The following is an 18,788-nucleotide window of genomic DNA, read 5'->3' as shown; positions in this document are numbered from 1 at the left end:
TTGGGAAATCCTGGGTTTGGATTTTTCAAATCAATCTCTTATATGGAGCGGTGCTGCTTAGTGGCGCAGTCCTAAGAAAGTGTGCAGAGCTAAGCGGTTAATGCCCGGAATATAAGACGTCGATTTGGGAAATCCCGGGTTTGGATTTTTCAAATCGATCTCTTATATGCAGTGGCATTGCTTAGCGCAGCAGTCCTAAGGAAAGTGTGCAGAGCTAAGCGGTATAAACCGGAGTGTAAGGCGTCCGTTTCGAAAATCCCGGGTTTGGATTTTTGAAAGGGATCCCTTACATGCAGGTTTGTGCTTAGCGGCGCAGTCCTAAAAAAGTGTGCGGAGCTAACCCGGGACAAGCCGGAGTGTAAGGCGTTTATTTCGGAAACCCTGGGTTTGGGTTTTTGAAATAAATCCCTTACATGCAGGCTTGTGGGTTAGCAGAGCAGTCCTAAGAAAGTGTGCAGAGCTAAGCGATTAGCACCCGGCGTGTAAGGCGTTTATTCGCCACTGAACTTGAAAGATAGCAGTACCACCATTTTTTACTAACATCGGCAAACACAAATAGCGGATGGGTCGAATGCCCACCCGTTATTTTTATACATAAAATTATCTTAATATACGATTATAACGAATAATATGGTGGCGCAACAGGAACTGAAGTGGATTAAAATGGTTGATTAAACATGAATAAAAATATCATTTAAATAAAATTAATGAATATTGCTAAAAACTATTGCATTTTGTCTCATGAAGATGTAATCTATTCACAATTCATTAATATTCACATTGAGTGAATAATACAGAGGCGATTGAATGCAAGCAGCATTAGTTGGCGTAACGGGTTACGCCGGAATGGTCCTTTATCAATTATTAAAAGGCCATCCAAATATTAAAAAAATAAATATTTATGATCATAAGTTAACCGCGCCGGCTGATTTGGCGAGTGTGGCGCCGGTGTTTAAATATGAAAATGTTCAAGTTCAGCCGTACGAACCAAGTCAAATTATGGCGGCAAATGACGTTGTGTTCTTTGCGACATCGGCTGGGGTAACGGCCAAGGCAAGCCAACCTTTTCTGGATAATCATTTTCCGGTGATTGATTTATCGGGAGATCTGCGGTTGAATACCAGAGACCAATATGAAAAATGGTATCACAAACCGGCTGCACCGGAAAAGTCACTCCAACAAGCGCATTATGGCTTGGCAGAGTTCGAATCCGTTAAGGGACAGACGTACGTTGCCAATCCGGGTTGTTACGCGACAGCAACACTTCTGGGACTGGCACCGCTTGTTCAAAAGCAGTTGATTGATGTTAACAGTATCATCGTGGACGCCAAATCCGGAACATCGGGTGCCGGGAAAAAATTATCGGCTTCGACTCATTTTACGGAAGCTAACGATAATCTTCAGATTTACAAGCCTAATCAGCATCAGCATATTCCAGAAATTGTCCAAGAACTTCAGAAGTGGGATCAACATGTTTCGACGATTCAGTTTATGACAACCCTGATTCCGGTTACCCGGGGGATTATGAGTACCATTTATGCCCGGGTAAACGCAGGCGTCAACCAGGCACAGTTGGAACAGGCTTATCATCACTCTTACGATCAGCAGCCATTCGTTCATTTTACGGATACGGAATTACCGACAATTAAACAGGTTGTTGGTACCAATAACTGTGATATCGGTTTGGCTTATAATCCGGAAACAAAGATTGTCATGATTGACAGCGTGATTGACAATATGCTGAAAGGGGCCGCCGGCCAAGCTGTTCAAAACCTTAACCAGATGTTTGACTATCCCGAAACGGCCGGGTTGGCACTCCAACCAGCGTTAATTTAAAAATTCACACTAACAATAGCGAAATAGAAAAATCAGGAAATTTCATTCTTATTTTTTAGATGAAATAAAGTGAGAGGAAGACGAGATTATGCAGGTAACAGGTGAAAGTTCCATTAAAGTAAGCACATTTCAGTGGCCGGCAGGTTTTTACGCGGATGCTGGTCACGCGGGTTTAAAAGAAACGGCTGACGATCTTGGTTGGCTGGTGTCAAAGGTTCCGGCAGCCGCGGCCGGTGTTTATACAACCAATCAATTTCAAGCAGCACCGACAACCTTAACCAAACAGACGATCAACTCAGATCATCAACTACAGGCAATGGTGATGAACAGTGGGAATGCCAACTCATGTACTGGTGTTCAGGGGACCCACGATGCGATGGCAATGCAGCAGGCAGCCGCGATAAGCTGGGAATCGACCCGATGATGGTTGGCGTGGCCTCGACCGGCGTGATTGGCGAACAGCTGCCGCTTGATAAAATTGTTAGCGGCATTGCTCAGTTAGGGTTGACGAAGCATGACGGGGTGACCAAAGCGGTCTTGACAACTGATACCCACGCCAAAACAATTACCGTTCAGTGTTTAATCGACAATCAGAAAGTCACCATCACGGGCTTCTGCAAGGGATCAGGATGATTCATCCAATATGGCCACGATGCTCGGATTCGTAACGACCGATGCCAAAATCGCAGGTGATCAGCTGCAGGCGCTTTTAAGCCAAACCGTCAATCAGACTTTTAATCAAATCACGGTTGATGGCGATACCTCTACCAACGACATGGTGGTGACGATGGCAAACGGCCAGGCTGGGAACCAGGCATTGACACCAACCCACGAGGATTATCCGACCTTTGTTAAGGCATTTAAGTTGGTTTTGAGTCATTTGGCTAAAGAAATCGCGGCAGACGGCGAAGGGGCTTCCAAATTGGTGGAAGTCAATGTGACCGGTGCCTATAACGACTTGGAAGGCCAACAGGTTGCCAAGGCCATCGTTGGTTCCAACTTGGTAAAAGCCATGATTTTCGGGGCTGATGCCAACTGGGGCCGGGTTATGCAGGCGATTGGCCAAACAACCGCCCATTTGGATGTGGCCGGTGTCAGCGTAGCAATTAATGGTATTCAAATGGTTCAAAATAGTTTAGCAACTGATTACGATGAAGCTGCGGTTACGAAATCATTGGCCGAAAAAGTTGTAACAATTGATGTTGACTTGAATGCCGGCAGCGCTATAGGCACGGCCTGGGGTTGTGATTTGACTTATAAATACGTTCAAATCAACGCCTCATACAGAAGCTAAGGAGGTGGCGGAGATGGCGCAAACAATTGTTATTAAGATTGGTGGTCACGCGACCAACCAACTTTCACCGGAATTCTTCGCGCAGCTTCATGCTTGGCATGATGCCGGTAAACAAATTCTGATTGTTCATGGTGGGGGCCCACAAATTTCTTCATGGAGTAAGAAACTCGGCTTAACAGTAAAGAAAATTAACGGCATTCGGGTGACTGATTCAGAGACCCTTAAAGTCACGCAGGCGGTATTGTTGGGCCTGGTCCAGCCCATGCTGTGTCAGAAAGTCACGGCAAGTGATTTACCGGCTTTGGGGCTGAACGCAACCGGTCAGCCAATCATTTACGGTGATTATTTAAATCAAAAATTATTTGGCGAAGTCGGTCAGCTGACTGATATTAATCAGGATTACATAGCAGCGGCTTTAAAAACGCATATCGGCGTGATGGCGCCGCTGGCAGTTAATCCGACCGGCCACCTGCTAAACGTCAATGGTGATGTCGCAGCTGCCGGGATTGCCAGAATGCTGGGCGCTGAAGAATTTATTTTATTAACCGATGTTCCCGGCGTGATGGTTAAAGATCACGTGCTTTCAAGTTTATCCAAGCAGAAGGCAACTCATATGTTTAAAGAGAAACTTATTACGGCAGGGATGCAGCCGAAAATTCAGGCAGCTTTTGACGCCCTTCAAAACGGGGTTGAAAAAGTAACGATTACAAACAAACTACAAAGTGCCGGCACGACTTTATTGAAAAGTCAGTTAGTCGGTTAGAAAGGTGACTTAATAATGAAGCATATTTTTCCAACGTATCAGCAGTTTCCAATGGAGTTGGTTTCCGGTTATGACTGGCATTTAGTGGATAATACCGGTAAGGACTACCTTGACTTTACCAGCGGGATCGGTGTCTGCAGTTTTGGCTACAGCAATGAATTGATTCAGGAAAACGTGGTTAGTCAGCTGGGAAAAATTTGGCATACGTCAAACCTTTATCCAAGTGAACTGCAGGATAAAGTGGCTGAAATGGTAGCGCCGGCCGGCATGTTGGCGTTCTTCTGCAATTCCGGAACAGAAGCCAATGAAGCGGCCTTTAAACTGGCCCGAAAATATACAGGTAAAGCTAAGGTACTGGCGTTTAAAAATGGTTTTCACGGCCGGACATACGGGTCAATGTCGTTAACCGGCAATCCCGACGTTCAAAGCGGCTTTGCACCACTGGTTCCCGGCATTGCGTTTGCCGCCTACAATGATCCAGCGGCAATTGATCAGATTACGGGAGATTATGCGGCTGTGATTCTTGAGGTTGTCCAAGGCGAAGGCGGTGTCGTTGCCGGCAAAGCTGATTGGCTGCAGGCGGTTTCTGAAAAGTGTCATGATCAGGGCGTCTTACTGATTATCGATGAAGTTCAAACCGGCATTGGTCGAACCGGTACCAAATTTGCCTATGAGCACTTTAATGTTGATCCGGATATTGTTACCTGTGCCAAAGCCCTGGGTAACGGCTTGCCAATTGGCGCCATGCTTGGGAAAAAGAAATTGGCTGTTGCTTTTGGCCCGGGCTCTCACGGGACGACTTTTGGTGGCAATAAGATTGCCTTGGCTTCGGCTAAGGGTGTTCTCCAACAGCTGACGCCCGATTTTTTAAAAACCGTTCAGTCAAAAAGTCAGGTGGTTTTTAAAGCCCTTCAAGAACGGGTTGCCCCATTGGGGATTGTTAAAGCCATCAGTGGTTTAGGGCTGATGATTGGCATTCATTTGAACAAGAATGTCAAAGTCGGTGACGTGATTGCCGATCTGCAGCAACAGGGATTGCTGACGTTGGCTGCCGAACACAATACATTGCGGCTGCTGCCGCCGTTGGTCATGAGTGAACCCGATTTATTGACTGGCGTTCAACTGATTCAAGCCGAGCTTCAAAAACAGAATGATCAGGTAAATTCTTTGGTCGAATAAGCTTGACTAAAAAATAAAAGAGGCGGCGTTTCGCGTGCTGAATAAGCACTTGGCGAAACGCCGTCTCTTGGCATGTCAAAAGATTTAATTAATTTGTGTATTTAACCGCTGTGCCATACGCAGCAACCGACTGCATATCGGCACCGATTGAACCGGAATCAAAGCGCATCATGACAACGGCATCGGCACCCAGCTTTTCGGCATTTTCCCGCAATCGTTGAACGGAAACTTCGCGGGCTTCGTCCAACATTTTGGTATAATCTTTGATTTCACCACCGACGATATTCTTTAGGCTGGCACCGATGTTTCTGACAACGTTTTTTGACTGGGTGGTTAAGCCGAAAACTTCACCGATAACCTCGTAATTTTTGCCGGGAATATGTTCGGTAGTGGTAATAATAAAGCTTTTATCGCTCATGTAGATAATCCTCCTGAATAGTAGTTAAAGATGCATCTTTAATCTTATTATACGGGGTTACCGTCCGAATAGCGATGATGCCGGTTAAATTCTGCTAATTTAATTCAACGGTGTGCTGGATTTTAAAATTTCAGCTGGCCAAAGCATCAATTGATACCCATAGCCCTGCTGATCAAAGGTTAAACTTTCACATTCCCGCTTGGACGTGAAGGCCATATAATGCATATCGTTGGCGGTAAAGCTGCCGTCACGAACCGCCTGGGTTGGAATCGAGGTTAAGATATCATCAGTGACGTAATAGAGCCGGTCGTTGGCCGGATTATAACTGACACCCTGATTAGGTGAGCCACCCCGGTTTTTGAAGTAGGTCGGCGCAGCTTGGAATTGGACGTCGTGCTGATCAAGCCGGCCGTAAAAGAACATGTAGCCCAGACCGTTCTTTCGACCCCAATAAGCATTTCCCCGTTTATCAAATGTCAGGGTATGCAGCTGCAGGTTGGCCGTTTTACCGTGATACATTTTAAAGTTGTATTGACGAAGCGGTTTTAAAGTATCGGCTGTCATTTCCAGGACACTATTATCTTGATCACGATTCTTCAAATCGGTAAGCGTATTGTCTTCAACGATATAAAGATGTTTGTTTTGTGGATTAAAGGATAATGTTTGACCGTGACCAATATCAACCTGCGGGCTGAGTTGGGCTGCCTGGGCAACGGCCGCGTATTTGAAAAGATCCGCATTCTGCTGTTTAACCGACTTGATTTGTTTTTGATCCGTGTCAATTTGATTGTCGAGGGCTGCCAATTTTTTACGATCGGCCTTGGTACCATTTTTTTGACCAATGGTGGTCTGAAGTTGATTTGCTTGGGACTTGGCCTGCTTTAAGTCGGCCTGAGGAGCTTTTAGTTGATCATAAATGGCTTCGTACTGCTGATTATGGGAGATGCCGTCCGGTGTGTAAGGGTTGAAATAGTTGAAAGCGTTCCAGACAAGCATTGGGTCGGAACCGGCACCCAGCTTATTTAATTCAGCCAAATTGTATTTAACAATGACACCTAAATTGGTATCACTGCCGTTTGACTCGATAAAATAAATATTACCTGAATCATCCAGGGTAACGCTTTGGAAATTACCATGCTGATAATTGGTTACATTAAAGCCGTCCGGCAGGTATAGTTTGGTTTGCAGGGACGTTTGCAAGGTACTGTCCGGGGTAGTTTGGTAGGATTCTACCGTTCCCGGATGATCCTCGTCGATGATTCGTTCATCGTATTTACGATCCATGTTCCCCTTGGGCGTTTGATTGTCGATCACGTTAAGATCCTTTTGGGTATAGTCTGTTAAAACGTTTCCCGCGTTAACTTGGGGAATATCGTTAGCCGGGTCCGGCGCGTCAATGACATCGGCTGAAGCGGTTTGAGTCAGAAAAATCAAGCTGACAAAAGCCAGTAAAAGTAAGCAAATTGGGTTTAAACGAGTTCGCATAATGGATAATCATCCCTTCGATAAATGTATGAAAGCAATTCCTATTTTGAAGCTGTTTGGGGTGCCTGTTTATTGGCGGAAACACTGACGTTGACGGCATTGCCGAATTTTGCCGCGCTAAGGGCTGCCAAATCAGCGTTAGCAAGTTTATTGTCGGTCAGTGAATAGCCGGTCCCATCCAATGCGGCATTGGCCTGACTGGTAATCGCTGTTTGGTCTTCAGGCTTAAGCGACCAGTTGTCACCGGAAACAACTCCCAAATTGGAACCCTTTGGTGCCGGATCGTCAGCGTCGGTATTGGTGTAATCAAATGAAGTAATCGTTTTCTTGGTTTGCGAATCCACCAAATTAATTCTGACAGCGTTGTCGGCAATTTCGTTTGTCCTGGTAGTTGTTTTTAGATAAACGCTGCTGCCAAAGCCGGCGTTGGCCAGTTGGCTCACCTGATCCGGGGAAAGTGATGTTAAGGCGTAACCGGTTGATTTAAGCGTTTTTTTGATGTCGCTTTGAATCGCGTTTTGGTCATCGCTTGAAAGTTGGGATGAGGTTCCCAAAGTCTGACCGGCAGTTGCACCATCCCGGGTGTAGTCGAAACTGCCAATGACCGCGTCATTTTGATCTTCGATGTTAACACGGACGGCATTGTCGGGAATTGGATCAGCCGGCAAAGCGGTGAGGGAAGTTTTACCACCAAAAGTGGCTTCTGATAGATAGCCTGTTTGGTTGATTGAAAGTGCGTCCAATGCGTAGCCGGTACCGTTTAAAGCATCCCGGACAGCATCCTGGATTTTCCGTTGGTCGGAAGCTCCCAGTAACCAGACCATTGTGCCGTCATTTGAATAAGAACTGCCCAGGGTTTGACCTGACTGAGCGCCTGATTTTTTATAATCGATGTACTTAATCAGCTGCCCCTTGCTGTTAACTAGGTCAATTCGAATTGCGTCTTGTGAGCGGGGATCTTCTGCTTGAGAAAGTCCTTTATATAAAATCCAACCGTTGGCTTTGGCAGCACTTGGATCAGTGCTGGTAATATGAACCCAGGTATCGCCTTCGCGGGTTCGGGTTCCCATCTTGTCAACCTTAAAGGCGGCATCTTTATAAGCAACGGCATCGCCAACGGTTCGCCCGGCCCCGTAAACGGTATTCAGGGGTTCGGTGTATGTAACACTTTTACCGTCGTTGTTTAATCCCGGCGCCGCAATATTAAACGTGTATTTACTTAAATTGCTTGATAATGGAATCTCCTTAAAGGTCGTGAAGGGCTTTAGACCGCCGGCAAATTTACCGGCATGTTTGCCACCGTAAATCCAACCGCGATATTGGCCGTCAAATGAAACAATTTTATAATAGGTTTGACCGGTAGTGGTAACGGCTTGGCGATAAGCCACAAAGTTGTCGGCTGAAGAATCGGATTTGGCCAGCGACTTTAGGGCGACTTTACTGATGACTTCCTGAGCACCTTTTTTGAATGCTGGTTTGGTGTACAGCGCGGTTGTTCCCGAGAAAGTCACGTTGCACTTCTGAGGATCGGTGGTTAATTTCTGATCATTTTTAATTTGCTGAGAAGCGTGGGCAACTGCAACTTGAGAAGGGGTTAACAGATAACCTGCGGAAAAAAGGCTGAGACTGGCGAGACTGAGCATGAATGGGTATTTCCATTTAAACTTATTCAAAATATAAACCTCCAAACGATTTCTTGAGTACGTTTTGATGATACCGTGAAATCAGGTTGGATAAATGGAATTGGCAAAACTTTTACAGGACATTTACGGAGTCTTTACATCGAAAAAAAGCCAAAAAATATACCGCTTCTCTAAATGAGAAACGGCAAGTGCACTTGTGAGACGCCTAATGTGGTTTAGAAGATCGTCATCACCATGCAGTCAATATTATAACGTATCACTTTCTAATTGACAAAGAATTCATGTGAAAGCGTTTTAAGATAGTTCTTATTGCATACAATTAATTTGTGCAGTAATTTGGTTGATTAGGCCTTAACAGAATCAGCTTGTTGTGCCAACTGCTGCTGGGCCGCTTGACCAAGGATGTTCAAATAGTTGAATGGACGGTCAAACTGCGGTTGGAAAAGCATGTCCACCATTGCCAGATCATCGATGGTGTTCTGGTTTTGGATGCAGACCGACAGGGTATTGGCGGATTGAGAAACATCATAGGTACTCATCAAAGTACCACCGAGGATCTGACGGTTTTCCGGATTATAAACCAGGCTCATCAAAACCGGTTCGGTAGTTGGCATGAATTCCGGTCGATAGTTGTCGGTGATTGTCACGACCGCAGCGTTGATTCCCTGCTGATTTGCGGCAGCCATCGTTAAACCGGTAGAGACAATTGTGCGGTCGTAAAGTTTTAGGCCTGAAGAAGATTGGGTGCCCATGTATTTAACCGTTGGCTGCTCAATATTTTTGCCCACCAAGATGCCTTGGCGAACAGCGTTGGTAGCCAGTGGAATATAAGCCGGGCTGTTCGTTGGGTTGTAGTGAACGGCAACGCTGTCACCAGCGGCATAAATATCCGGGTCGGAAGTCTGCATGTACGCGTTGGTAATCAAGGCGCCGTTTTTGAGCATCTCCAGCTTACCTTTGAACAGGCTTGTGTTTGGTTTGAAGCCGACACACATGATAACCAGGTCGGTTTCATAACTGCCCTTGGTTGTGGTAATGGTAACGGTATCGTCGCCGGAAATACCAGTCACTTGCTGACCTAACGCTAAGGTTACCCCGTGATCTTTATAGTCTTGCTCAACCACGTCAGTGAATTGGCGGTCAAAGTATTTACTCATCACCCGGTCGGCACCGTCGATTAAGGTTACATCATGGCCGGTAGTACTGTACGCTTCAGCCAATTCGGCACCAATGTAGCCGGCACCGACAACTGTAATCCGCTTTTTAGCAGGTGCGGTCTTGAATAGTTCCTGAGCATGGTTCCAGTTTTTGCAAAGGTAGACGTTTTTGTTATCAATGCCCTGAATTGGTGGCATGATTGGCCACGAGCCGGTAGTGGCAACCAGCTTATCGTAAGTATCCGTAAACTGTTTTCCTTCAGTCAGATTAGTAACCGTGATGGTTTTGGCTTCCGGATCAACGTCGGTAACTTCGTGATTCATTTTAACGTTGGCACCCAACGTCTTCAATTCTTCAGGATTGGAATAGAATAGTCCCTGCGGATCTTTGACCTGTTGGCCGAGATATAGTGCAATTCCGCACGAAAGAAAAGAAATATTATCATTTTTTTCGTAAACAGTTACCTGGGCGTCGGGATGTTCTGATAGAATAGTCTTAACAGCGAAGGTCCCTGCATGGGTACAACCAATGACAGCAATTTTCATTTAGAATTCTCCTTTAGCAAATAAACTTTTTCACAAACTTAGTCGATGAATTTATTTTTGCAGATTTTTAAATTGATGTCAACCAATTATTTGCGGTAAAATTCAATTTTGCACATTTTAAAGTCTGAGAAGGCTGCTGTAAACGTCATGAAGGGGTTTAAAGAAAATATTATTTATTTTGATAGTTTCTATTTTCAATTATCATATATTTATATAATTTGGTTAAGAGATAACCATTAAAACGAATTATATTGAGTAAAATCATGGTTAGCAGGTATACTTGGATTTGATTAACTTACGAGAAGAGGGCTAAAGTTGAAATTTACTTGGCAAAAACGATCGGTTGAGCCGGAAACATTGAAGAAATTTTTGCACGGTCACGGGATTAGTCACCGGATGTATAAGGATATTAGAGTTAATGGTCGATTGCTGGTGAATGAGCAGCCGACTCATTTACCGGTTCAAATTGTGACCGGTGATCGCGTGACGGTGATTTTGCCGCCAGAGGGTCAAGATCCGAATGTTGCCATTAGTCAGCAGCCGATTCAAGTCGTTTATGAAGATGCCAACTGGCTGGTTGTTGACAAACCGGCGGGCCTGACTGTGGTCCCGGGGCCGGCGAATCGAGATGATAGTCTGGTTAATCGGGTTAAAGGTTATTTGAGTAAAGCCGGCGCGGTAGATTTGGTTCCCCACGTCATTACGCGCTTGGACCGGTTTACCAGTGGCTTGGTGTTGATTGCCAAGCATCGGCTGGCCAATAGTTTGGCCAATGAATTGTTGGCTCAAAAACAATTGCGAAAGCGTTATCTGGCGATTGTCAGCGGGACTGGGCTTCCCGATCATGGTCGGATTCAAAAATCGATTGCCAAGGACCCCGATGGTTTTGGCCAGTTGATTTCGCCGGAAGGTCGGTCTGCGGATACCGAATATTGGGTTAAACAGCGGCTGTCGCAAATGACTTTGGTTGAAGTGGCCCTGCATACCGGTCGAACGCATCAGATTCGCGTTCATTTTGCGTCGATTGGCCATCCTTTGGTAGGCGATCAATTATATAATGGACCAATGGATTTGGGAATTAACCGCCAGGCGCTTCACGCGGTTATGTTAGCTTTTGATGACCCGTTTTCTAATCAGCCGTTAGCATTTAAAAGCCCACTGTCGGTAGACATTACCGCACTTCTAAATTAAAGAAATCCTCATCTTGCTCAATGCGTAACGTTGTTAAATCAAGGAGTTTGCCACGCCAGCAAAAAGATCATGAGAATTGCCTAAAATTGAAGCCGTTCTGGTTGAAGTTTGGTGGGCTTCACGTTATGATAACGGTATCAAATTAAGGAGGAGACTAACTATGTCTACCGAAGAGACCGATCGGACGGTCAAAAAAATTATTGCGGAACTGGAAAACAACGTTTCTGTGCTTAGCTGGTTAAAAGAAAACCAGGACGATGAAGAAGCCCAAAAACATATCAAGGCGATTAAGGAAGCATTGTCCAAAGCCAAAAACGATTTGATTAAGGCATAATTTGATTGTTCCGGGTTGGGTGAAGTTCTCCTTGTAACGACTGGAAAATAATTAAATGAATCAAGACGGCTTACTGATATAATATTGGTAAGCCGTTTTTGGTGAATAAAATATTTAAAAATTAAAAATCAGGGGGGCATTTTCACATGGCTGAAGAAAAAACAGCAATCTGCTTTATTGACCATCAAAAGCATATGGTCATTGATGGTCGATATCTCAAGGATTTGGAACCGGCAACCAGAAATCTGATTAAGAGTGATTATCCTTCTGCCAAAGTAACCGACTTTATCTGTGATCATGATCTTTTAAAATACCAATTAATGCGGGTTGATGGGATGGTCAGATCGGATGTTAAGCAGACCCGAAAAATTAATCGTCGGCTTACCCGGGCAATGCAAAGCGATGATTATGAAATTGTTGATGTTAACGAAAATCTGGAGAAAACGTTGACATTTGGCCAACGGGTTTCCGATGCTGTTGCCCGGTTTGGTGGTAGTTGGGGATTTATCGGCGTTTTCACCTTTGTCCTGGTTGCCTGGATGTTTGTCAATGGTGCCGGGATTTTCGGGATTAAATTTGATCCGTTTCCGTTTATTTTACTCAACCTGGCTTTAAGCTGTATTGCGGCCATTCAAGCACCAATCATTATGATGAGCCAGAACCGGGCTGCCGATCGTGACCGGATGAATTCAGAAAATGATTATCATGTTAATTTGAAATCTGAACATGAACTGCGGATTTTACACGCTAAATTGGATAATTTAACGCAAAACCAATTGCCCCACACGCTTGAAATTCAGAAATTAGAAATTGAAATTTTAGGCCAAATTCGAAATGAATTGGATCAATTGCATCGAAATCAAGCAACTTTTTCAGGAGATAATCAATCTGATGAAAAAGAAATGAAAACCGGTCAAAAAACAACTCCCAAAGAATAGCAGTACACATGATTATTAATTAAAATTCCTATTGGAAAGGTGTTTTCAGCAAACCGCGATTTTGACAAAAATCACGGGATTATGTAAGATATAATGTAACAATCTGAAAACACGATGACATTTAGGAGGATTTTTTTGATAACCGTAAGAGAAGCACAGCAGGATGATGCGGGCCAGATAGCGCCGCTAATCGATATTATTTTTGATGAAATGCAGCTTGATGAATTAGAAGACGTCCCCGAACCTGGACTCGCCAAGGTCATCACCAGGGCTTATCAGACAAAGACTTATCTTTGTGATAAAGCATCCACGGTGGTGGCCGAGGCCGATGGTCAAGTTGTTGGGGTAGTCTTTGGTTACCCCAGCGAAAATGAGGATGATATCAACAAGGTGCTGATTAATTTATCCAAGCAAAGTGCTGACTTTAAACAACCCTATATTCCTGATTCAGAAACCAATACCGATGAATGGTATTTGGATTCGATTGCCGTTGATCCGAACTATCAGGGGCACGGCATTGGCAGTAAGTTACTGGCAGCCGTTCCCCGGATGGCATTAAATGACGGTAAATCAGTTATTGGGTTGAACGTTGATTTGGAAAATCCCGAAGCAGAAAAATTATACACGCGAAAAGGTTTTAAGACGGTGGGCGCGCAGATGATTGGTGATCATTGGTATCATCACATGCAGAAACCGGCAAAGGACCCAAGCGTGCTGTACGTTTAAAAATATACTGTAAATAGTTTAAGCAGCCGTGGCAAAGCATTGTTATGGCTGTTTTTTTGATTTTTATGTCATATATAGTTGACATTTCTGGAGAAGCGGTTTATATTAACAATATAAAATATGACACATATATATGACATATCGGAACGACAACCATTGATGGGAATTGTTTAAAAATAGTGGGGATGGTGCTGTGAATCGCGTTAAAGAATATCGAAAGAAGCAAAAGTTATCACAGTTTAGTTTGGCGGAAAAAATAGGTGTCGCCAGACAAACGATTAATTTGATTGAAAATGATAAGTATAATCCATCATTAAACTTATGCATTCGCATTGCTAAAGTGTTGGGAACGGATTTGAACACGTTGTTTTGGGAGGTTGACGATAATGAAAGTTAAAGAGACTTTTGGTACAAAAATAATCAAACATTTTTATGGGATTCCCGGTGTGTTGGATGAGCATGCCAGACAGGAAGTTAATCGAATTGGCAGCAATGCTTATTTAATGCTGGTTAGTTATCTTCTGGTATCTACATTGATTGTGCTGCTTATTTCGATTCAGCATTTGGAAAATGCTTTTTGGATTCTTGTATTTTCAAATATAATTGTCCCAATTTATGGCATAAATGGGTATGTGTTAGTTGCAACTAACAGATTACATCTGGCCGATAAAGAGGTTAGGTCACAGAATTATGCTGATGCCGTTAAGCGAAACATTATACACGGAATAGGCCGAGCCGTTTACTTCGGCATAACCATGTTTCTGTTTACGTCGATAACCAACTGGTTTATTGACGGTACTCGGCCGATACAAACTTTAACATCTATTCATGAGCTTGTTAGATGGCTGTTAGCCGGTGTACTTTTTGGCGTGCTTATGTTTGCGTACGATATGAAAAGGACCAAGCGAATTCGAGAATGAAAAAAGATAGATTATTTTGACTGGTTAAGTCAGCTTGGAAACTTAATTGAAGTAGAAAAAACGTTTAAGCATTTCCGGAATGGAAAAAGCCTAAACGTTTTTGTTAAGTAATGGTTATTGTTTATTTGGCAAGTCCCTGTAATTGATAAACCGGGAAATTAGCAAAGCTGCTAAGAAATTTCAGCGTCATTTGATCGGGGTTATTGGTTGTTACATATTTTTCAACAACCTTTCGATATTCGGGAAAGTCCGAAAATTCTAGTTTGTAGTGCCCAGATAAACGAATGGAAGCCAACATTATCTTATCCCGGGCGTGAATGGAGATTCCGTATTTAAGACAGAGCAGATTGGCTGAAATTGGCGTTAACGGGGTTGCACCAAGAACATTTTCCAAATCTTCCAGCGCGCCTTGTAATAAAGTCATTCGTTCATCGTCTGATAAATCTTGATAAGTGTGTGTTTTCATGCCGTGATTTTCCTTTCAATGTGCTTACTGAAGATTGAGTTTCGTATGTTTTAAAAGATTATCCGCCAGTCCCTTTAACTCCGGGAGTGATGAATTAGCCGCTGCGGTGATAAATTGAATTGTTATCTCTTGAGAATCTAAGAATTTGGTTCCGGGAGAGGAAATGGCTCTTTGGTATTTCGGTAAATCACTCAGATCAGTTTTGTGATTGACGGCCAACTTCTTGAAAGCTTGCAATATATTATGGCGATCAGTTGGGGTGATGCCGAACAATAAGCAAAGTAAGTTCAAAGAAAAACAACGTTGTACTGTTTGGCCAAGATAATCCTCAAAATCTTCGATTGCGGCATACATCAATTTTAACTTTTCAGCTTTTGATAAATGATCTCCGGTAACTTGAAACGACTCGTTGTTCATCTTATCTAACATCCTTTTAATTTTAACCACACGGCTTTGCCATGAAATCGATAACCATAATGGGAATTTGCGTATTTCTATAAGACATTGGCGCGCTATTTATTTGATAATTCTGTTTCGAAATATGATTGAATATGATTGGCAAGTCCCTGTAACTGGTAAACCGGGAAATTAGCAAAACTGCTAAGAAACTTCATTGTTATTTGATCGGGGTTATTGGTTGTTACATATTTTTCAACAACCTTTCGATATTCCGGGAAATATGAAGTGTTTAGCTTATGATCCTCGGATAAACGATTAAAAGCCAACATCATTTTATCTCGGGTGTGAGGCGAGATTCCATATTTAAGGCATAATAGGTTGGCTGAAATTGGCGTTAATGGGGTTGTACCAAGAACATTTTCCAAATCTTCCAGCGCACCTTGTAATAAGGTCATTCGTTCATCGTCTGATAAATCCAGATAAGTGTGTGTTTTCATGCCGTGATTTTCCTTTCAATTACTTATTGAAGATTGAGTTTTGTATGTTTTAAAAGATTGTCCGCCAGTCCTTTTAACTCCGGGATTGATGAATTGGCCGCTGCATTGATATAGTGAATTGTTACTATTTCAGACCCTGACCATTTATCGCCAAAAGAAGAAGTGATTTTTCCAAATTTTGGCAAATCAGTCAGCTTAGTTTTGTGGTTAGCCACCAACTCTTTGAAACCGTGCAATATTTTATCACGATCAGTTGGGGTGATGCCGGACAATAAGCAAAGTGAGTTAAAGGAGAGGTAACGTTGTGGTGTTTGACCAAGGTAACTTTCAAAATCTTCAATTGCACCATACATTAGTTGCAACTTCTCAGCTTTTGACAAATGTTCGCCGGTAACTTGAAGCGGTTCATTGTTCATTATTAATTGGCACCTCTCTAAAATTGTCGTTTAGTTTACCAAAATAAAGTTACTTGTTCGAAAAAGCGCTGCATGATCATGCAATAAGCACCTTATCATATGATTAGTTAGGCCACAATAGCATTTCAAAAAAGTCACACTTTCTTCAAACAAACGTCTTAATTTATTCAAATTTAGGGGATTGAGTTCATAATTTCTTCATATTTCAACTTGAATAGTTTAATAATTCTGTTCTATACTGGATGGACTTAATTTAATGAAGGGGAGTTTTGACATGTCGGAAAAAGCACTGTTTGCGGACGGCGAAATTGTTGTTCACGGGGCCCGTCAGAATAATCTTAAAGGAATCGATATTCGGATTCCGAAGAAACGGACGACAGTATTTGTCGGGTTGTCCGGCGCCGGTAAATCATCTTTGGTCTTTGATACCATTGCCGCGCAATCAAGACGGGAATTAAACGAAACCTTTCCCAGTTTTACGCAGCAATACCTGCCGAAGTACGGCCAACCGGCTGTTTCTTCGATTGACCATCTGCCGGTGGCAATTGTAATTGAACAAAAGAAGATTGGTCAAAATGCCCGGTCAACGGTTGCTACCTATACCGGTATTTATTCGTTGTTAAGACTGCTGTTTTCACGGGTCGGTCAACCCTTTATCGGTTATTCGGATACATTTTCCTTTAATATGCCCCAGGGGATGTGCAAGACCTGTCAGGGGCTCGGCTATGTCGATGAGATCGATGAAGCGGCACTGGTGGATAAGAATAAATCGTTGAATCAAGGGGCCATTACCTTTGTCAGTTTTGGCGTTAATACCTGGCGATGGCGGCGCTATGCGGATAGCGGCTTGTTCGATAACGACAAGCCGTTAAAGGACTATTCACCCAAAGAATGGCAACTGCTCATGTACGCGCCTCAGCAACAGCTTCACGACGCGCCGCCGGCATGGCACAAAACGGCTTTGTACGAAGGCATTATCCCCAGAATTCGTCGTTCGATTTTACATAAGGCCGAAGCCAAGCATCACCGAGCGAGATTGCTAAAGTAGTGACGCATAAAAAATGCCCTGACTGTCACGGCACCCGTTTGAATGAGTTGGTTCGCTCAAATCATATTAACGGTAAAAATATTGCGGACGTTTGTGGGTTGACCCTTTCTGAAGTCGTAACTTTTCTAAGCCACATCAAGGACCCACTGGCTGCTTCGATTATTCGGGAACTAACCACCATGCTGAACTCGTTAATCGACATCGGTCTGGGGTATTTGTCGTTGGACAGGGGGACCAACAGCCTTTCCGGTGGGGAAGCCCAGCGAATTAAGATTGCCAAGTATCTAAACAGTTCGTTGTCGGATCTGGTCTATATCCTTGACGAACCCAGTGTCGGGTTGCATCCCCACGATATCCGACTGGTTAAGCAGGCCCTGACCAAATTAAAGGACCAGGGGAACACGATTCTTATCGTGGAGCATAATCCACTAATGATGACCGGGCTGATTACGCCGTAGAAATTGGCCCGGTTGCCGGCAGTGACGGCGGTCGGATAACGTTCACCGGCACGTTTGCGGCGTTAACGGCATCGGATACGCTAACCGGTCGGTTCCTGCGGCGGGGCTATAAACTTAAAGCGCCCCGTCAAGCTGCTGACGGCTTTCTTGAGCGGACTCATTTGCGGACCCACAATTTAAAAGATGTTTCGGTTAAAGTTCCGTTTGGGGTGATGACCGTCCTGTCGGGGGTGGCCGGTTCGGGTAAAAGTTCGCTCGCTCAAGCATTAATGGACAGTCTTGAATCGCCGGTCATCAACTTAAGCCAGCGGGCGGCCAGTGTTAATTTGCGGTCAACGCCACTGACTTATTTAGGGATTTTTGATAAGATCCGCCAGCGGTTTGCCAAAGCCAATCACGTTTCCAACAGTTTGTTTAGTTACAACGGCAAGGGCGCCTGTCCAACGTGCAAGGGTAAAGGCGTGACGATTACCAATATGGCCTTTATGGATCCGGTGGTTCAAACTTGTGAAGCCTGCCATGGACGACGCTATAGTCCTGAAGCACTTGGTTATCGCTACCAGGGCCACACAATTGCGGACGTTCTGGAAATGAGTGTTGACCAGGCCAGCGAAAATTTCGCAGCCGACGAGGTGATTGGCCCACGAATTCACGACCTCCAGCGGGTAGGTTTGGGGTACTTGAAGTTGAACCAGTCGCTAACTACCCTGTCCGGCGGTGAACTGCAGCGTTTGTCATTGGCAACCCAGCTAAGTGGCCGGGGGAATATGATCTTTTTGGATGAACCAACGGCTGGACTGCACATGCAGGATATTGATAAACTGCTGGTTTTGTTCGATGATCTGATTGCTCAAGGAAACACGTTGATTTTGATCGAACATAATTTGACGGTTATGACGCAGGCTGACTGGCTGATTGACGTTGGCCCGGATGCCGGCCGGTATGGCGGCCAAATTCTGTATGCGGGTGAACCGGCTGGTATCTTAAAACAGCCGGATTCCTATACAGGGGCAGCTTTAAAGGGGGCCTTGAAAATGGATTAGCTTTTTCAGTCAGTCTGGAAATTGGCTACCC

The 18,788-nt window shown here is 44.1% G+C and carries 17 protein-coding genes and 2 pseudogenes; 11 read left to right on the top strand and 8 right to left on the bottom strand.

What is annotated here, in order from left to right:
* Nucleotides 1-807: 807 nt before the first annotated feature.
* From argC to argD, 4 genes and pseudogenes are all read left to right on the top strand, one after another.
* Complete coding sequence (argC, locus tag JCM14108_RS11855) at nucleotides 808-1,836, top strand: N-acetyl-gamma-glutamyl-phosphate reductase (protein ID WP_035181073.1); 1,029 nt, start codon at nucleotides 808-810, stop codon at nucleotides 1,834-1,836.
* Nucleotides 1,837-1,924: 88 nt separating this feature from the next.
* Nucleotides 1,925-3,130, top strand: a pseudogene (gene argJ, locus JCM14108_RS11850) (bifunctional glutamate N-acetyltransferase/amino-acid acetyltransferase ArgJ).
* Between the two features lie 13 nt (nucleotides 3,131-3,143).
* On the top strand, nucleotides 3,144-3,893 hold the full coding sequence (gene argB, locus JCM14108_RS11845; RefSeq protein ID WP_035181072.1) for an acetylglutamate kinase: 750 nt from the start codon (nucleotides 3,144-3,146) through the stop codon (nucleotides 3,891-3,893).
* A gap of 15 nt (nucleotides 3,894-3,908) precedes the next feature.
* Complete coding sequence (argD, locus tag JCM14108_RS11840) at nucleotides 3,909-5,072, top strand: acetylornithine transaminase (protein ID WP_035181071.1); 1,164 nt, start codon at nucleotides 3,909-3,911, stop codon at nucleotides 5,070-5,072.
* A gap of 88 nt (nucleotides 5,073-5,160) precedes the next feature.
* Here the strand turns inward: argD and JCM14108_RS11835 are convergent, their stop codons facing one another.
* The 4 genes from JCM14108_RS11835 to JCM14108_RS11820 all read right to left on the bottom strand — a co-directional run bounded on the left by JCM14108_RS11835 (nucleotide 5,161) and on the right by JCM14108_RS11820 (nucleotide 10,321).
* Complete coding sequence (locus JCM14108_RS11835; protein WP_035181070.1) at nucleotides 5,161-5,490, bottom strand: heavy metal-binding domain-containing protein; 330 nt, start codon at nucleotides 5,488-5,490, stop codon at nucleotides 5,161-5,163.
* 99 nt (nucleotides 5,491-5,589) lie between these two features.
* Nucleotides 5,590-6,975 carry a hypothetical protein gene (locus JCM14108_RS11830; protein WP_035181069.1) on the bottom strand — a complete coding sequence of 462 codons (1,386 nt, stop codon included), beginning with the start codon at nucleotides 6,973-6,975 and terminating at the stop codon, nucleotides 5,590-5,592.
* A 41-nt stretch (nucleotides 6,976-7,016) separates the two neighbouring features.
* Entirely contained in the window at nucleotides 7,017-8,648 is a 1,632-nt protein-coding gene (locus JCM14108_RS11825; RefSeq protein WP_235807171.1) for a hypothetical protein, read from the bottom strand.
* A gap of 314 nt (nucleotides 8,649-8,962) precedes the next feature.
* Nucleotides 8,963-10,321, bottom strand: a complete 1,359-nt coding sequence (locus tag JCM14108_RS11820) for an FAD-dependent oxidoreductase (RefSeq protein WP_035181067.1) — start codon at nucleotides 10,319-10,321, stop codon at nucleotides 8,963-8,965.
* Between the two features lie 315 nt (nucleotides 10,322-10,636).
* Here JCM14108_RS11820 and JCM14108_RS11815 point away from each other — a divergent pair, with 315 nt between their 5' ends.
* The 6 genes from JCM14108_RS11815 (at nucleotide 10,637) to JCM14108_RS11795 (ending at nucleotide 14,430) form a co-directional block, all read left to right on the top strand.
* Nucleotides 10,637-11,512: an RluA family pseudouridine synthase gene (locus JCM14108_RS11815; protein ID WP_035181066.1), complete on the top strand. Its 876-nt coding sequence runs from the start codon at nucleotides 10,637-10,639 to the stop codon at nucleotides 11,510-11,512.
* A 160-nt stretch (nucleotides 11,513-11,672) separates the two neighbouring features.
* Nucleotides 11,673-11,846 carry a hypothetical protein gene (locus JCM14108_RS14855; protein WP_169790414.1) on the top strand — a complete coding sequence of 58 codons (174 nt, stop codon included), beginning with the start codon at nucleotides 11,673-11,675 and terminating at the stop codon, nucleotides 11,844-11,846.
* A gap of 146 nt (nucleotides 11,847-11,992) precedes the next feature.
* Nucleotides 11,993-12,784 (top strand): DUF1003 domain-containing protein, encoded by a 792-nt coding sequence (locus JCM14108_RS11810; protein WP_035181065.1) that lies wholly within the window; start codon nucleotides 11,993-11,995, stop codon nucleotides 12,782-12,784.
* Nucleotides 12,785-12,919: 135 nt separating this feature from the next.
* The gene (locus tag JCM14108_RS11805) at nucleotides 12,920-13,510 is read left to right on the top strand and encodes a GNAT family N-acetyltransferase (RefSeq protein WP_035181063.1); all 591 of its coding nucleotides are present in this window, start codon (nucleotides 12,920-12,922) and stop codon (nucleotides 13,508-13,510) included.
* Nucleotides 13,511-13,703: 193 nt separating this feature from the next.
* Nucleotides 13,704-13,907 carry a helix-turn-helix transcriptional regulator gene (locus tag JCM14108_RS11800; protein ID WP_035181062.1) on the top strand — a complete coding sequence of 68 codons (204 nt, stop codon included), beginning with the start codon at nucleotides 13,704-13,706 and terminating at the stop codon, nucleotides 13,905-13,907.
* Nucleotides 13,897-14,430: a DUF3278 domain-containing protein gene (locus tag JCM14108_RS11795; RefSeq protein WP_035181061.1), complete on the top strand. Its 534-nt coding sequence runs from the start codon at nucleotides 13,897-13,899 to the stop codon at nucleotides 14,428-14,430. Before JCM14108_RS11800 ends, JCM14108_RS11795 begins: the two co-directional genes overlap by 11 nt.
* A 121-nt stretch (nucleotides 14,431-14,551) precedes the next feature.
* Here JCM14108_RS11795 and JCM14108_RS11790 read toward each other — a convergent pair whose 3' ends face one another.
* From JCM14108_RS11790 to JCM14108_RS11775, 4 genes are all read right to left on the bottom strand, one after another.
* Nucleotides 14,552-14,896: a hypothetical protein gene (locus JCM14108_RS11790; RefSeq protein ID WP_035181060.1), complete on the bottom strand. Its 345-nt coding sequence runs from the start codon at nucleotides 14,894-14,896 to the stop codon at nucleotides 14,552-14,554.
* Between the two features lie 24 nt (nucleotides 14,897-14,920).
* A complete protein-coding gene (locus tag JCM14108_RS11785; protein WP_152536949.1) occupies nucleotides 14,921-15,343 on the bottom strand; it encodes a hypothetical protein in 423 nt (140 codons plus the stop codon).
* 65 nt (nucleotides 15,344-15,408) lie between these two features.
* A complete protein-coding gene (locus JCM14108_RS11780) occupies nucleotides 15,409-15,792 on the bottom strand; it encodes a hypothetical protein (protein ID WP_035181057.1) in 384 nt (127 codons plus the stop codon).
* Nucleotides 15,793-15,815: 23 nt separating this feature from the next.
* On the bottom strand, nucleotides 15,816-16,145 hold the full coding sequence (locus JCM14108_RS11775) for a hypothetical protein (RefSeq protein WP_152536948.1): 330 nt from the start codon (nucleotides 16,143-16,145) through the stop codon (nucleotides 15,816-15,818).
* Between the two features lie 337 nt (nucleotides 16,146-16,482).
* On the opposite strand from JCM14108_RS11775, the pseudogene JCM14108_RS11770 reads away from it, so the two are divergent.
* A pseudogene (locus tag JCM14108_RS11770) lies at nucleotides 16,483-18,757 on the top strand (ATP-binding cassette domain-containing protein).
* The last annotated feature ends 31 nt before the right edge of the window (nucleotides 18,758-18,788 follow it).

This window comes from Lentilactobacillus farraginis DSM 18382 = JCM 14108 (assembly GCF_000583655.1).
GTDB classification, from domain to species: Bacteria; Bacillota; Bacilli; order Lactobacillales; family Lactobacillaceae; genus Lentilactobacillus; species Lentilactobacillus farraginis.
The sequence above is the reverse complement of the archived record's forward strand: the minus strand, read 5'-3'. Positions and strand labels throughout refer to the sequence as shown.

Coding starts and splice junctions, on each gene's coding strand:
- argC (WP_035181073.1), top strand. CDS start 808: ATGCAAGCAGCATTAGTTGGCGTAACGGGTTACGCCGGAATGGTCCTT.
- argB (WP_035181072.1), top strand. CDS start 3,144: ATGGCGCAAACAATTGTTATTAAGATTGGTGGTCACGCGACCAACCAA.
- argD (WP_035181071.1), top strand. CDS start 3,909: ATGAAGCATATTTTTCCAACGTATCAGCAGTTTCCAATGGAGTTGGTT.
- JCM14108_RS11835 (WP_035181070.1), bottom strand. CDS start 5,490: ATGAGCGATAAAAGCTTTATTATTACCACTACCGAACATATTCCCGGC.
- JCM14108_RS11830 (WP_035181069.1), bottom strand. CDS start 6,975: ATGCGAACTCGTTTAAACCCAATTTGCTTACTTTTACTGGCTTTTGTC.
- JCM14108_RS11820 (WP_035181067.1), bottom strand. CDS start 10,321: ATGAAAATTGCTGTCATTGGTTGTACCCATGCAGGGACCTTCGCTGTT.
- JCM14108_RS14855 (WP_169790414.1), top strand. CDS start 11,673: ATGTCTACCGAAGAGACCGATCGGACGGTCAAAAAAATTATTGCGGAA.
- JCM14108_RS11810 (WP_035181065.1), top strand. CDS start 11,993: ATGGCTGAAGAAAAAACAGCAATCTGCTTTATTGACCATCAAAAGCAT.
- JCM14108_RS11795 (WP_035181061.1), top strand. CDS start 13,897: ATGAAAGTTAAAGAGACTTTTGGTACAAAAATAATCAAACATTTTTAT.
- JCM14108_RS11790 (WP_035181060.1), bottom strand. CDS start 14,896: ATGAAAACACACACTTATCAAGATTTATCAGACGATGAACGAATGACT.
- JCM14108_RS11780 (WP_035181057.1), bottom strand. CDS start 15,792: ATGAAAACACACACTTATCTGGATTTATCAGACGATGAACGAATGACC.
- JCM14108_RS11775 (WP_152536948.1), bottom strand. CDS start 16,145: ATGTATGGTGCAATTGAAGATTTTGAAAGTTACCTTGGTCAAACACCA.